The following is a 15290-nucleotide window of genomic DNA, read 5'->3' on the forward strand; positions in this document are numbered from 1 at the left end:
ATATTTTGAAAGAATAAAAGAAAATAAATATCAAGAATATTTTTTTGAGCCTTTTAATTTGACTTATTTCAATAGAGATAAAAATCAAGATGTATTAAATCAAATTAAGAAAATGATTAATAAAAATTATTTTCAACCTCAGTTTCATGGAAGAGAACATATTAATGTTAATTTTTGGTTAGAGGAACTTAAAAATGGGAATCAAGATTTTCTGAATGCATTTAAACGTAATTGCTATGCAATTGATTCTAATAAGATGAGTAAGAATAGAAAGAACTTGATGGCTGCACTTGAATATGAAAATGATGATCAGAAGAGATTTGTAGAGGAGAGTATAAGTGCTGGACATCAGATTTTTAAAGATGTTTTTGGTTTCAATTCAACTACATTTATTGCGCCTAGATATGTGTGGAATGATCAAATTAATGATAGATTACTTAGAGAAGGTATTACACATTTGCAGACGGTGATGTACCAGCAGTCTTTTAAAAATAAGCAATACGAAACTGTTTTTCATTATACTGGTCAGAAAAATAGAAAATGTGATTTGAAATATTTGGTTAGAAATGTATATTTTGAACCGTCTTATGGTAAAATAGATTGGGTTAAAAATGCGATGGATAAAATCGATTTAGCTTTCAAATTTAAAACTCCTGCAATAATTTGTATGCATCGATTAAATTTTGTCGGAGGATTAGAACCACAAAACAGATGTAACAATTTGCAAAAATTTAAATTACTTTTTGAGTTAATTATTAATAAATATCCAGATGTTCAGTTTTTAACTTCGGATGAATTAGCAAAATCAATATAATTATGTGTGGAATAGCAGGATTTTTTGATAAGAATAAAAAATTAGATGATAATCAATTATGGTCTTATAACAAGGCCATGAAAAAAAGGGGACCTGATGGTTCAGACATTTTTTTTGAAAAAAATGAATATGGGAATGTTGGATTATCTCATGTTAGACTTTCAATTTTAGATTTGTCTAGCTTAGGTAAACAACCTATGTTTTATGAGCATTTAGTTATTGTATTGAATGGAGAAATATATAATTATATTGACATAAAGAAAGAGTTACTTGAATTAGGCTATCATTTTCATTCCAACTCAGACACTGAAGTTGTTTTAAAAAGCTTTCACGCTTGGGGATTAAAATCAGTCGAAAAGTTTAGAGGAATGTTTGCTTTTGCAATCTATGATAAAGAGTTGAATAAACTTTTTATGTGTAGAGATAGAGTAGGAGTTAAGCCATTGTATTACTCTTTAATGAATAATCAATTAGTGTTTGGTTCAGAGCTCAAAATTTTTTTTAATACTGCTGGCTTTAATAAAGAGGTCTCTTTGGATAGTTTGAAAACTTTTTTAAATTTTGGATATGTTTCTCATCCTAACACAATGCTTTCCGGAGTCTTCAAGGCAGATGTTGGTTCTTGGACAATTTTTGATTTGGTTACCAGTAAAATTGAAAAAATAAAATATTGGAGTTATTCTAGTTTCTATGAAGAGGATAGATTTTCAGGGACTTTTGAAGAAGCCGTGCAAGAGACAGAGATATTAATCAAGGAAGCATGTGAATTAAGGATGGTTTCTGATGTTCCTGTTGGAATATTTTTAAGTGGTGGATTTGATAGTTCTTTAGTAACAGCAATTTTACAAAAAGATAGGACTGAAAAATTAAAAACTTTTACAATCGGTTTTTCTGATGGTGTTGATGAATCCAAAGATGCTGAAATAATTGCGAAACATTTAGGAACCGATCATACATCTTATGATTGTAAACAAAGTGATGCAATCGATTTAATTCCATTATTACCAGAGTTATTTGATGATCCAATTGCTGATATTTCTTGTATTCCAACCATGTTAGTTAGTAAATTAGCTCGAAAAGAGGTAACGGTTGCTCTTTCCGCGGATGGCGGGGATGAATTATTTGGAGGATATAAAGGATTTGCAAATACACCTAGGATGTTACAGAAAATTAATTCATTACCTTTTTCTAATTTGACAAGTCTTTTTTTAGAAACTGCTGCCCCATTTTTTACAGGTATGAATAGTCACATTGAAAAGAAAATGAGTGGTATAAGTGATGTTTTAAAGGCTTCAAAAGAGGATAAAATATACCAACTTGATATTAACCATTCTGGATTACCAAAAGAAATACTCAATAGGTTGTTAAAGGTAGAATCGTCTATATTGTATACAGAAAAAGTTAATGTGAAATTAAAAGATCAATTAGATGAAATTTATATTTTAGGTGTTAATGATGTGTTGAGAGATTATCTTTTAGTTAAGGTTGATAGAGCAACTATGGGGTACTCTCTAGAAGGAAGAGAACCTTTATTAGATCACAAATTGATGGAGTTTGCGGCTAAACTTCCTTACAATTATAAACATGATGGAGTAACAAGTAAGAAGCCAATTAGAGAGATTGTTTATAAATATATACCTCAGTCTATAATGGATAGACCAAAAGTTGGATTTGATTTACCAATTTACAAATGGTTAAATAATGAGTTGTCTTTTTTAATTGATGAATTTTTAAGTGAGGAAATGATTAATAAATCTGGTTTTTTTAATTATGAATATGTCCGTGAATCATTAATGTTATTTAAAAAAGATAAACTAAGGTATCCAAACTTAATATGGAGAATTCTTATTTTTCAAATGTGGTATTATAAATGGATTAATTAAATAAAAATATTTTAAAGTGAGTTTTAATTTACAATACAGTAAAGTGTTTTCGATACCAAGAAAAATGTTTAAACATTTTTTAAGTTTTTGGTATCCAATAGTAATTAAATGGTATCCTCTGCCAAAAGTAAAATCTATTCCTGAAACCATTGATAAAATTGTAGAGGACAATTGCTCCATTTGCAGATTTGGAGATGGCGAATTGCTATATATGGCCGAAAAACGTTCATTACCGTTTCAAAAACAAGATGAAAGATTAAGAAATTATTTTATTGAAATACTAAAATCAGAACAGGATAAAATTTTAGTTGGGTTACCTGTTGGTTACTTTTCACTAAAAAATTTGAAGCCTAAATCTCAATTGTTATGGAGGGCAATTATTGTTTGGACGTACCCTAGAATTAAACCTTATTTACTTGCTGGAAAAATCTATTACAATGCGAGTATGACAAGACCCTATATGGATTATGCCGATCGGTCACATAGTGAAAAATGGTTTAAATCTTTAATGAGGATTTGGGAAAATAGAGATATAGTCTTGATTGAAGGTTGTAAAAGCAGACTGGGAGTAGGTAATAATTTGTTTGAAAAAGCAAAAAGTGTAAAAAGGATAGTAGGGCCTGCACATGATGCATTTGATCAATTTGATAGTTTATTAAATTTTGCAAAAACAATGCCTAAAGATAGTCTGATAATGGTAGCCATGGGTCCAACTGCGAAGCCAATCTGCTACGAATTAGCAAAAATAGGATACCAAGCAGTTGACATCGGAAATTTAGATGTGGAATACGAATGGTATTTGCAAGGAGCCACAGAAAAAGTAAAATTAAAAGGAAAATACACAAGTGAAGCTAAGGGAGGTAGAATAGTAGAAGATATTCAGGATGAAAAATACGAACAGCAAATAATAGCAACATTTCTAAATGAATAAGCAAGCAAATAAAATACTAATTATAGCGCCATGTCTTGCCATGGGTGGGATTGAAAGAGCCTCATCCAATACGGCTAACGGATTGAGTGAACTAGGTGCCAAAGTATACTTTTTATCTTTGTTTAAAAAAGAAGCCTTTTTTAAACTTAATGAAGGCATTGAAATCATAGAGCCACAAGGTTTTAATAAAACAAAGTTATCTTTGTTCAAGTCTATACTATGGATTAGAAAAGAAGTAAAGCGCGTAAATCCAGAGCATATTTTAGTTTTCAATAAGTTCTATGGAGCCATTACAGCCTTAGCTTTACTAGGAACAAAATACCCGTATTTTTTATCTGAAAGATCCAGTCCCTTATTTGTATGGAGACAACCCATGAGAGCAATTAATAAATTAGCTTTTTCGATTAAGCCACCCAAAGGGGTAATCGCACAAACAAATATAGCAGCGGAATACCAAAGAAAATATTTTAAAAAAACCGAAGTAATAGTTATTCCTAATAGCGTTAGAGAAGTGCAATTATTCCCAGAAATAAAAAGAGAAAAAGTAATTCTTGCCGTAGGAAGGTTAAATGATTATTTAAAAGGATTTGATTTGTTAATTGAAAGTTTCGCTAAACTAAAGAATCAAGATTGGGAATTACATATAGCTGGAGGTGATGAGGAAGGGGAAGCACTAAAAGAACAAGCAGAAAGACTAGGAGTAATTAATAGGATAAAATTTCTAGGAAAGGTTAAGGAAATAGATAAATGTTATGCCTATGCAGGAATGTTTGTTATACCATCAAGAAGTGAAGGATTTCCAAATGCACTAGCAGAGGCCATGACAGCAGGTTGTTGTTGTATTGCTTTTGATTTTGTAGCGGGTCCCAATGAGATGATAACAAACGGAGTAGACGGAATCTTAGTGCCATCTGGTGATACTCAAAAACTCGCAGTAGCAATAGATGATTTAATAGTAAAAGATGACTTTAGAGATGTACTAGCCCAAAAAGCGATAAAAACAAGTCAGAATTTTAAGAAATCTACAATTATTAGCAGAATAGCAAACGTAATTAACAAGAAATAATATGAAAATACTAATTAGTGGTGTAGCTGGATTTATTGGTTTTCATTTAGCCAAAAAATTATTAAGTCAAGGGCACACTATTGTTGGAATTGATAATTTGAACTCGTATTATGAGGTTCAATTAAAAATCGATAGGTTAAAAGAACTTGGAGTTGAAATCAAAATTGAAGAGCTTCCCGTAAAAAAAATACTAGGAAAAGATAATTTCTCATTTCATCAATTAGATTTAACGGATGAGGAGAGATTAGATCAACTTTTTTCAACTAATGGAATAGATTTAGTAATAAATCTAGCAGCACAAGCAGGAGTGAGGTATTCTATTGAAAATCCAAAAGCATACATAAATTCTAATGTGGTAGGATTCATTAATATTCTTGAATGTTGTAAAAAGTACAATATTAAAGAGTTGATTTATGCTTCTAGCTCATCTGTTTATGGAAATTCAGATAAGAGTCCGTTTGAAGAAATAGACCATGTGGATAACCCAATTAGTATTTATGCAGCAACAAAGAAAAGCAATGAATTAATGGCTCATGTGTATAGTCATTTATTTAATATTAAAACTATCGGGTTAAGATTTTTCACTGTTTATGGACCGTGGGGCAGACCTGATATGGCACCATTTCTTTTCACAAAGGCAATTCTCAATAACAATCCAATAAATGTATTCAATAATGGTGATTTAATGAGAGATTTCACATTTATTGATGATGTGGTAGGAGGAATTGAGGCAGTTATCAATAAAATGGATGCTTTTGAAAAATATGAAATATTCAATATCGGAAACAATAAACCAGTAGCATTAAAAGATTTTATTGATGCAGTAGAAACCAGTTGTGGAAAAGAAGCAGTAAAAGTAATGTGTCCTATGCAAGAAGGGGATGTTTACAAAACTTACGCTTCAATTGATAAATTGAATAAATTAACAGGCTATTCACCAGAAACAAACATAAGAGAAGGAATTCATCAGTTTGTTTCTTGGTATAAAGAATATTATAAAATTTCCTAAAATTAATAATAATAAATGGTGAAAAAAATTGTCGTCCTAGTGGATAAAGAATTGCCAACAGACCATTCGTTTATTCAAGGGGTATTGGAGAAATCGATGCCTAAAATGGGTTATGAAGTAACATTCGTAGGTTACAAAAGTAATCTTGATGAATTGAATGTAGAAGGAATTAAATACATAACTATTGAAAAACCCTCATTGAACTTTTTTCTTTTAAAAATACATAAAATTCTTAAATTTAAAAAAATAATTGAAAATGAAGGGCCTTTTGATATTTTGTTCTCCAGAAACGATCCCGCTTTCTTAATCTTAGGATGGCTTCTCATGAGAAAGAATAGCATTCGCAATCATTTTCATCAAATATCTCATTTACACGCATTTGTTACTTCTGAAAAATCAATCTCATACAGAATAAAACGATATGGTGATTTAATGATTAGAAAATTATTCATGAATCATGTAAACGGAATTTTATTGATAAGTGAACAAATGAAACGTTTTTTGCTTGATGTGTGGCCAGCATATGCAGATAAATATATTATTTATCCTATGGGAGTGGATGTATCAATGTTTGAAAATGAAAATAAAATTGAGGACAGAATGTATGACGTTACATACATTGGAACATTAGCTAAAAGTAGAAGGATAGATTTAATGGTTGATGCAATAAATTGCTATAATCAAAAATACGGGCAATTAGATTTTCATATTTGGGGAGAATCAACAAATCAAAACGACAATATTGAAATTAGAAAATATGTAGAAAAATTGAATTTAAAGGATAAAGTGCATTTTCATGGCAAAGTGTCTAGAACTGAAATTTCAAAAATCTTAAGTCAAACAAAAATTGGACTTTCAACAATTCCTGTATCAGAAATTTTTAAACAAATATCACCAACAAAATTGATGGAATATTTAGGTGCAGGCTGTTGTGTTATTGCTAACAAAGGAATAGCGGAACAAGATTATATTATAAATGCAGCTTTTGGCGAGCAGGAACTCTTGGAGAGTTTTGATCCTAATTTAATAGCGGATAAGTTAAATCAAAAGTGGTCAGATAAAAATAATATGCAACTAGAATCAGATAGAGGAAAAGCTTTTATAACATCATATAGAGATTATAAAATAATGGCAAAAAGATTGGATGAAGATTTTAAAAAGCTATCAAAATAAAGTGGAAAAAAATAAAAAACTAATTTTAGGCGTAACAGTAGGGGGAAGCTCTAGATTGTTAGATGGACAAGCAAAATATTTCAAGGAATTAGGATATGAGGTATACCTAATTTCTCAAGACCATTTTAAAGAACCTATTTTTTGTCAAAAAGAAGGAATCAAACATTTACCAATAAAAGTCGTTCCTGATATAAATCCAGTGATGGATGTCATTTCTTTAATCCAAGTAATAAAACAGTTCAGAAAGGTAAGACCTGATGTAGTAAATGTAGGTACCCCTAAAATGGGACTCCTTGGAATGATAGCGGCTAAAATGCTTGGGGTTAAAACACGAATTTATACGTGTAGGGGGTTGCGTTTTGAAACCGAAAAAGGGATTAAAAGATGGATACTAGAAAAAATGGAAAAGTATACCGTTAGTTTAGCACATAAAGTCATCTATGTTAGTCCTTCTTTGAAAAATGCAGCGTTAAAATATGGGGTTTCACAACCACAAAAGGCTTATGTTATAGGGGAAGGAAGCTCAAATGGAGTAGACACAACAGCTTTCAAAAGAGAAACAATTGATCCAGATAAACGTAAAGAATTAATCAGTAAGTATCAATTAGAAAATAAATTGGTAATTGGATTTGTAGGCAGAGTGACACAGCACAAAGGCGCATTTGAATTAGTGGAGTCATTTGAAAAAATATTTGAAAAATATAAGGAGACAAGATTAATTCTAATGGGACATATCAAGTGTGAGCCTGATTTTGAAAATAGATTTCAATCTCATCCTGGAATAATTCATATCCCTTTTCAAGATGATGTGCCATTGTATATGTCATTATTTGATATTTTTGTACTACCTTCATGGAGAGAAGGATTTCCTAATGTACCGATTCAAGCTGCAGCAATGGGGATTCCCGTGATAGTAAGTAATGCTACCGGTTGTATTGATGCCGTAAATGATGGAGTTAATGGAACAATATACCAAGTTAAAAGCCAAAAAGAATTACATGACGCTTTAGAAAAATATGTAGAAGCTCCTCAATTGAGAACCGAACATGGTAAAAATGGAATAGAATGGGCAAAAAGATTCACTAAGGAAAAAATTTGGAATGGTATTCAAAAAATATATGAATTATGATTATTATAGGAGATATAGCTTCACCAACAGAAAAACATAGTGCAATTTTAAAGCATTTCTTTGAAGACAACAAAGAAGTCTTTACTAAAAATGTAATTTGTAATTTAGAAGGTTTAATTTCTGATGAGCACTCAGTAAATGAGAAAACACCGTTACTATTTAACCATCCTTCTGTAGTCGAGGCATTGACAGCAGGTAATGTGAATGTTTGTGCATTAGCTAATAATCATACACTAGACATCCCCGAGTATTTTGATGCAACAATTGACAAATTAGAAAAGCAAAAATTAAAAGTGTTGGGGGCAGGAAGTCAAAAAAATAAGATACAACCTGAATTAGTAATCTATGAAGAAGAGCAAAAGATAATCATTTTTAATTTCTGTTGGGATTTTTTATTATACCATCAAAAGAATCCAACTAATGGAGTTTACGTTTCAATAATTGAAGAAGAAAGATTGTTAAATCGAATCAAAACAATTAAAAAAGAGGAACCAGAAGTGAAAATAGTAATTTATTTTCATTGGAGTTTTGATTTAGAAATTCTTCCTTTTCCTTCTTATCGTAAATTTTCAAAAGAGCTAATCGACGCTGGAGCAAACGTAATAGTGGGCTGTCATTCGCATTGTATCCAAGGTGGAGAATTGTACAAAGAAGGAGTAATACTATATGGATTAGGAAATTTTTTCATTCCCTGGAGTACCTATGTAAATGGAGAAATGACGTATCCCGATTTTTCTAAACAAGAATTAGGTTTAGAATGGAATTTAAAAACAAATCAATTTTATTTACATTGGTTTGAAATTCAAGGAGAAAACCTAAATACTAAAATAGTTTATCAAGGTAAAACAACGATAAACGATAGTAGATTTGAAAAATACGCACAACCATACAAATTAACAGAACAAGACTATTTAACTTTTTTTAAGAAAAATAGAAGAAAAAAAGTTTTAATACCAGTATTTACAGAGTACAAAGGAGTAAAATACAAAATCAATATGTATTTACTTAAAACTAGAGCCAGAGTAGCAAGAACTTTGGCAAAATATAAATTACGTAAATGGAATAACTAATGCAAAAGTTTATAATTCAAGCTATTGATTTTATTCGTGGGAATCAAATAAAGAAAAGTGTTAATGGAATTAAAGAAATTAACAATTGGCAAAACCTTGATCAAATAGAAAAATACCATCAAAAGCGAATAGAGATTTTGTTAAATAAGGCAAAAAAGAATACCGATTTTTATGCCGATTATCAAAGTGTTGACCATTTTTCAAAATTTCCAGTTATCAATAAAAACAAAATTAATAGCGATAGAGAAGCATTTTTAAATAAAGAATACAACTTAGATAAGTTAAGAAAAGTAACAACAAGTGGCTCTACTGGTGTGCCTTTTTTAGTTTATCACAATCCTGAAAAAACCAAAAGACAAATAGCAGATAATTATTACTTTTCGGAGACTTGCGGACACACGCTTGGACAAAAACTATATTACATAAGAATCTGGAATGAAATTAATGATTTAGGAATACTGCAAAGAATAGTTAAAAATATTGTCCAAGTCAATACCAGTGTAGTGGATAAAAATATGGTGCAAAAACTAGTAAAACAGCTGCATAATCAAAAGGGGAAAAAAGCAATTCTAGCTTATTCATCTTCTTTAGAAGCAATGGTTCAGGTGTTGAAAAGTGAAAAGATTGAAGTGCCTAAAATAAAAAACGTATCTTGTGTCATTACCATGGCGGAAGCGCTAAATGAAGAGGCAAAAAAAGTAGTGGAGCAAGAATTAAATACGAAAGTTTATTCTAGATATTCTAACTCAGAGAATGGATTTTTTGCTCATCAAATACCGAACTTGGGGAATAATTATAAAATCAACAATGCTAGCTTCAAAATTGAAATTTTAGATTTTGATTCCAATGAAGAAGTACCAAAGGGACAACCCGGAAGAATTGTAATTACAGATTTATTCAATTTTGCACTACCCATGATTAGATATGATACAGGAGATGTAGGGGTAATGGAATGGGTAAAAGATGAAAAAGGAAAGCAACATTTGGTTCTTTCAAAAATTGAAGGAAGAAGGTTAGATTTTATTTCATTTGAAGGAAAATTGATTTCTCCTCACACAGTAGATTACGCTTTGAGAACATTTGATAAACTAAAACAATTTCAATTAATACTAAAAAAAGATAAAACATTTGAGTTACTTTTAAACAGTAAACAAGAATTAAGTGAATCTGAAGCTGAAGAAATGAGACAAAGATTAAAAGGATACATCGGTCAAAAGGCAGAAATTAAAATTACAAGAGTTGACAATATTCCTCTTCTTGCTTCAGGAAAAAGAAAAATCGTTAAAATAGAAGAATAAAGAGAGAATAAACAGGGTCAATAAAATTAAAAAGTAGAATTGTAATAGAAAATGGGGTATAAAAATTTCTTTAAAAGATTAATCGATATTATCGTTGCAGCATTGGCATTAGTTGGAGTAGCTCCAATAATAGGGCTAGTGACGTTAATTTTATATAAACAAAATAACGGGAAACCATTTTTTCTTCAAGAGAGACCAGGTAAAAATAAAAAGCCTTTTAATATTATTAAATTTAAGACAATGACGGATGAAAAGGATGCGGAAGGAAATTTATTGCCTGATAATTTGAGAATAACAAAATTCGGAGGATGGGTTAGAAAATTATCAATAGATGAATTACCTCAGTTAATTAATGTTTTAAAAGGAGAAATGAGTTTAGTGGGGCCACGACCTTTATTGTTTAAATACATGCCTTTATATACAGCAGAACAATTAAGAAGACATGAAGTAAGACCAGGAATAACTGGTTGGGCACAAGTTAATGGAAGAAACAGTATTAGCTGGACACAAAAATTTGCTTTAGATGTAGAGTATGTAGATAAAGTGAGCTTGATCTTGGATTGTAAAATACTATTGTTAACAGTCAAAAAAGTACTTGTTAGAGAAGGAATTAACCAATCAGAAGAACGACCAATGCAACCTTTTAATGGAACAAACTAAACGACCAATTTTTAAATCGTAATTTCATGAGTCAAAATACAAAAAAAGTCATTATTGTAGGGGCGGGTAGTGTAGGTAAATTTATAGCATATAATCCTAATCAATTTACGGAGAAATATGATTTCATAGGTTTTTTAGATGATGATTTAAGCAAAAAAGGACAAACCATAGCTGGCATACCCGTACTAGGAACTTTAGAGGTACTTCCCGATTACATTAAACAAAATATAGCAGTAGTATGGGGAATAGCCTTCCCAAAAATAAAAGCCAGTTTGGTTGAAAAAGTCAAACACCTTGATGCTGAATTTCCAACATTAATTTCAGAAAGAGCTTGGATATCTAATCAAGTTAAAATGGGTAAAGGATGCATTATTTACCCTGGCTGTTCCATCAACTATGAAACAGTGATTGATGATTTTGTTGTGATGAACATGAATTGTGCCATAGGACATAATGTAACGATACATAGTTATACCTCTTTAGCTCCAGGCGTAAATTTGGGAGGATACACAAAGATTGGAGAAAAAACAGAAGTAGGGATCGGAGCCGCAACGAAACAATTCATCCAAATAGGAAAAGAAAATAGCATTGGCGGACAAGCAATGGTGGTTAAAAATAGTACAGATATGGCTTCAATAAAAGGAGTACCTGCAAAGTAAAACTATTGAATTTAATGTTAAAATAGATATTGAAAGTATAGTTTGGATTGATGCAACCCTTAAAAAACAAAAGTCCGTATCTATTGATACGGACTCAAGCAAAAAGATAGAAAAGTTAAACTACATCCATCAAATACAACACATTATGTGAATTGTTTTTTAAAGGATATTGAACACCATTCAATTCTTGAAAAAACTCAATCAAGAAATAGAAAAAAAGGGTACCAGTACCTTCTGGTAAGTCACTCGGTGTTAAAGTAATGTCTAGTGTACTTGAACTAAGTGCAAAATTTTCCTTAGGACTATAAGTAGTGTTATAGTTACCTAATTCAAAATCTAATGAAGCTACTGCAACACTAAAACTAGCATGGGTCGCCCCCTGAGGGAGGTTTAAATGAGTAGCAGGATTGAAATCGGGGATGTGAACAGCACCGGTACCAGTATCCAATTCATATTGGGATTTAAATACCGAATTAAAAGGGGAGTTGATATTAAAATCAAAACCTTTAAGCAATTGTTTCCCTTCTTCACTAGCTAAACCTATCCATACTTTTCGGGCACCACGGGGGGAAACCGTGTCCAGATTTTTTACTTTACTCATGTATTGAGACATCCGACTACTAACACGATGATCTTTCGCTAAAGACAGTAAATGAGCAACTGATTTACGAACCAATTGGCTCATTTTAGCATTGTGCCCAAATTCAGTACCATTCTCTCGGGTGCGCTGAAAAGCAGGATCATTTTTAATACGTTGTTTACTAATTCCCCCTTTTTTACGAACCATCATTCCATCTTTAGACTTGTAAAAAGACATACCTTGTAAGGTTCCTTGAATTTCAAAAATTCCTTCAAACTTTGCCATAACTAATTGTTTTGAGTTAAAATTAATACGATTAAGGGCATTCTCCCTTTCAACACTATACCTGCGGAACTTGGTTTCTGAAACCCTGTTTCCAATTTAATTTTTAAATTCATAATACAAAAAATGAAGCCAAATCAAAACAGTTGCGCACCCAATTTTGATTCAACAAGTCAAAGGTATAAATTCAAATAAGCCACAAAGAAAAAGGGTAGATATACTACAAAAAACAATAATAAAGTAAACGTAAATACATAAAAAGAATAAAAAGTAAAGTAGAAAACAAAAAAAGTAAAAAAATAAAAACGAATCAATTCAGTAAAACCTCAAGTTTTTTCCATTCAGTCCCCGCTGTCTGAAGCCCTCTTCTCCGGTGGCTGAGGCTCTCGAAGCCACCGGAAAACCCCTCGAAGCCACCGCACGCAGCCGAGTCATCCACCCCTTCACGCTATCTGAGGCTTCCTTCCCAGTGGCTGATCCCCCTTCTCCGGTGGCTGAGGTTTTCATCTCTGGTGGCTGAGGCCCTCGAAGCCACCGCACCCCCCTCGAAGCCACCGCAAAAAGTGATACATACGGAATACATACGGGATACGTACGGAATACGTACGGGATAAAGACGATATATAGTAAAAAATATAAGAAAATAAACCATTAAATTGTTTTTTTTGTAAATTTGAAAGATTCTAAATTTTATTTTTATGAGTACAAATCGAGCAAATTCAGTCGAATTTTCTTCATCCTTAAATTCGTATTATGATTTAATAGAAATAGTTAAAAAAAATTTTTTGGATTTGGGATATGACTTACAAAAGTTAATCGATCAGGCTATGTATCAATTCCCCAAAACCAGTGAGTTCAAATTTGCGGATAAACTGCAAACGGAAATTGAAGCCATTAAAGAAGCTTATCAGAATCAGTTTGAGGAACTTCCAAAGCATTTGGATGACTACTTGGAATCGATTAGCCATCGAGCTTCAACACTGAGCAAGACCCTTAAAAAAATTAAAAAATACCCTTTAAAAAACATCAAAGCCTTTTTACAAAAAGAAGCACAGGAGCAGGGTGTTGAACCCAAAATTATTAAAAAGCTGATTAAGAAAATGGGTAAGGCTATCATTAGATTAGTTGTGCAATACATGTTAAAATTAGAAAATCAAGTACTTAGCTCATTATGTCAAAAAGAATTTGACTCACAACGATTTGAATATTGGATCAATCAAGTAGGATGGAAGTGTATAAATCCAGAGAAACATTCGAAATGGTTAGAATTAGTAAGAATTGGAATGACGGCCTTTTATCAAGATTGGGTAACCTTTTTTAAAGAAGATGAAACGCTGCTAAGAATAACAGAACCATTCTTTGACTTGGTAGAAAAGCATATCAACACACTCATCAAAAAAGAGCAGATAAATAAGATAACTTCAAGTAAACAAGAGATACAGACAAAAGAAATTAGCTTTCCTACTTACATTTTTAAAGACTATAGAAGTTATCTTTTTTTTAACAATTTAATGAAAGAGGCAAGAACACAAGATGATGTGGGGTATGTTTTTCGGATGATGGCTGAAAAAGAAAACCCATCGTTAATTGTTGCTAAGGAGACGGTATTTAGAAATTGGTTTAATGAGAAATACAAAAATGGTATAATACTTAATAATCGAATTAAAACATACGATAGAATAAATAACCAGCACACGAAACAGAAACTGTATCAAAGTGCTAAAAAAGAAGTAGTGATAGCGTTAATAGCGTAAAAACTATTAAAAAGTAGCGTAAAAGCTATCGAAAAATAGAAATAAACCTGAAAAGTCTTGTTTAATTTTGCGCTATTAAATTAAAAGGAATATGCGACAAATTATTAAAACTAAAGACATTCAGGTTTATTTTGGAAAAAAATACAGTATGAGTTTCAAAATGTTGACTAATATGAAAAAGGACTTAGGAAAAAGCAAGCACCAGCCCATAACCATTAAAGAGTTTTGCAAGTATTACAATGTGGATGAAGAAAGTATCTCCCAAAGCATTTTAGAAAACGACAACAAAGAAAAAGAAGAATCACGTCCCAGAGAAGAACAGCAGATAGAAACAAAACAAATGACTTCAGTAACAAATAAGGTAGATCAAACCTATAAATTCGCTAAACGAACCCATTGAAAAACCCCAAACGGTAACTGAAGCATTTTTCTTGGTGGCTGAGGTCTTTTTTCCGGTGGCTGAGGCTCTCGAAGCCACCGCAAACGTGTCTGAGTCCCTCTTTTCCGATTATTCAGACTTTTTCCCTGTTGCTGAGTCCCCTTCGGTGGCTGAGGCTCTCGAAGCCACCCCAAAACCAAATGAAAAGAATTAAAAAAAAATAAAAACCATGAAAGGCTACATGTATATTTTACTTTGTGCAGATGGGACCTATTACACGGGAAGCACCATAGATTTAGAAAAAAGACTAGAGCAACATCAAAAAGGAGAAGGAGCAAACCATACAAAAAAAAGACTACCAGTCATATTAGTATATCACGAAGAATATACTAGAATTGACCAAGCCTTTAGAAGAGAAAAGCAAGTACAAGGCTGGAGTAGAAAAAAGAAAGAAGCACTAATAGAAGGAGCGACACATACATTACCACAACTCGCAAAAGCATACAGAGATTTAGATTTCAATAAATAAAATCCGTACCCTCCACTTTTCTGGTGGCTGAGTCCCCTTCGGTGGCTGAGGCTCTCGAAGCCACCGAAGGGGAC

15 protein-coding genes are annotated in these 15290 nt (G+C 31.8%); 14 read left to right on the forward strand and 1 reads right to left on the reverse strand.

What is annotated here, in order from left to right:
* The 11 genes from QZ824_RS07415 to QZ824_RS07465 all read left to right on the forward strand — a co-directional run.
* A partial coding sequence (locus QZ824_RS07415; RefSeq protein WP_291275385.1) for a hypothetical protein occupies positions 1-814 on the forward strand: 814 nt, incomplete at its 5' end.
* Between the two features lie 2 nt (positions 815-816).
* Positions 817-2697 (forward strand): asparagine synthase (glutamine-hydrolyzing), encoded by a 1881-nt coding sequence (gene asnB, locus QZ824_RS07420; RefSeq protein WP_291275386.1) that lies wholly within the window; start codon positions 817-819, stop codon positions 2695-2697.
* Between the two features lie 16 nt (positions 2698-2713).
* On the forward strand, positions 2714-3628 hold the full coding sequence (locus QZ824_RS07425; RefSeq protein WP_291275387.1) for a GT-D fold domain-containing glycosyltransferase: 915 nt from the start codon (positions 2714-2716) through the stop codon (positions 3626-3628).
* Positions 3621-4694, forward strand: a complete 1074-nt coding sequence (locus QZ824_RS07430; protein ID WP_291275388.1) for a glycosyltransferase — start codon at positions 3621-3623, stop codon at positions 4692-4694. The genes QZ824_RS07425 and QZ824_RS07430 overlap by 8 nt, the downstream gene beginning before the upstream one ends.
* A 1-nt stretch (position 4695) precedes the next feature.
* Positions 4696-5703, forward strand: a complete 1008-nt coding sequence (locus QZ824_RS07435) for an NAD-dependent epimerase/dehydratase family protein (protein WP_291275389.1) — start codon at positions 4696-4698, stop codon at positions 5701-5703.
* A gap of 15 nt (positions 5704-5718) precedes the next feature.
* A complete protein-coding gene (locus QZ824_RS07440) occupies positions 5719-6876 on the forward strand; it encodes a glycosyltransferase (RefSeq protein WP_291275390.1) in 1158 nt (385 codons plus the stop codon).
* Positions 6848-8005, forward strand: a complete 1158-nt coding sequence (locus tag QZ824_RS07445) for a glycosyltransferase family 4 protein (protein WP_291275391.1) — start codon at positions 6848-6850, stop codon at positions 8003-8005. The genes QZ824_RS07440 and QZ824_RS07445 overlap by 29 nt, the downstream gene beginning before the upstream one ends.
* A complete protein-coding gene (locus tag QZ824_RS07450) occupies positions 8002-9075 on the forward strand; it encodes a CapA family protein (RefSeq protein WP_291275392.1) in 1074 nt (357 codons plus the stop codon). Before QZ824_RS07445 ends, QZ824_RS07450 begins: the two co-directional genes overlap by 4 nt.
* Positions 9075-10373, forward strand: coding sequence for a hypothetical protein (locus tag QZ824_RS07455; RefSeq protein WP_291275393.1), 1299 nt, complete (start codon positions 9075-9077; stop codon positions 10371-10373). The genes QZ824_RS07450 and QZ824_RS07455 overlap by 1 nt, the downstream gene beginning before the upstream one ends.
* A gap of 51 nt (positions 10374-10424) precedes the next feature.
* The gene (locus QZ824_RS07460) at positions 10425-11033 is read left to right on the forward strand and encodes a sugar transferase (RefSeq protein WP_291275394.1); all 609 of its coding nucleotides are present in this window, start codon (positions 10425-10427) and stop codon (positions 11031-11033) included.
* Between the two features lie 26 nt (positions 11034-11059).
* Positions 11060-11692: a NeuD/PglB/VioB family sugar acetyltransferase gene (locus QZ824_RS07465; RefSeq protein ID WP_291275395.1), complete on the forward strand. Its 633-nt coding sequence runs from the start codon at positions 11060-11062 to the stop codon at positions 11690-11692.
* Between the two features lie 115 nt (positions 11693-11807).
* Here the strand turns inward: QZ824_RS07465 and QZ824_RS07470 are convergent, their stop codons facing one another.
* Positions 11808-12557, reverse strand: a complete 750-nt coding sequence (locus QZ824_RS07470) for a hypothetical protein (RefSeq protein ID WP_291275396.1) — start codon at positions 12555-12557, stop codon at positions 11808-11810.
* 695 nt (positions 12558-13252) lie between these two features.
* On the opposite strand from QZ824_RS07470, the gene QZ824_RS07475 reads away from it, so the two are divergent.
* From QZ824_RS07475 to QZ824_RS07485, 3 genes are all read left to right on the forward strand, one after another.
* Positions 13253-14308 carry a hypothetical protein gene (locus QZ824_RS07475; RefSeq protein WP_291275397.1) on the forward strand — a complete coding sequence of 352 codons (1056 nt, stop codon included), beginning with the start codon at positions 13253-13255 and terminating at the stop codon, positions 14306-14308.
* Between the two features lie 91 nt (positions 14309-14399).
* Positions 14400-14708: a hypothetical protein gene (locus tag QZ824_RS07480; RefSeq protein ID WP_291275398.1), complete on the forward strand. Its 309-nt coding sequence runs from the start codon at positions 14400-14402 to the stop codon at positions 14706-14708.
* Between the two features lie 208 nt (positions 14709-14916).
* Entirely contained in the window at positions 14917-15216 is a 300-nt protein-coding gene (locus QZ824_RS07485; protein ID WP_291275399.1) for a GIY-YIG nuclease family protein, read from the forward strand.
* Positions 15217-15290: the final 74 nt, after the last annotated feature.

Source organism: Flavobacterium sp., from assembly GCF_021151785.1.
Lineage (GTDB): Bacteria > Bacteroidota > Bacteroidia > Flavobacteriales > Flavobacteriaceae > Flavobacterium.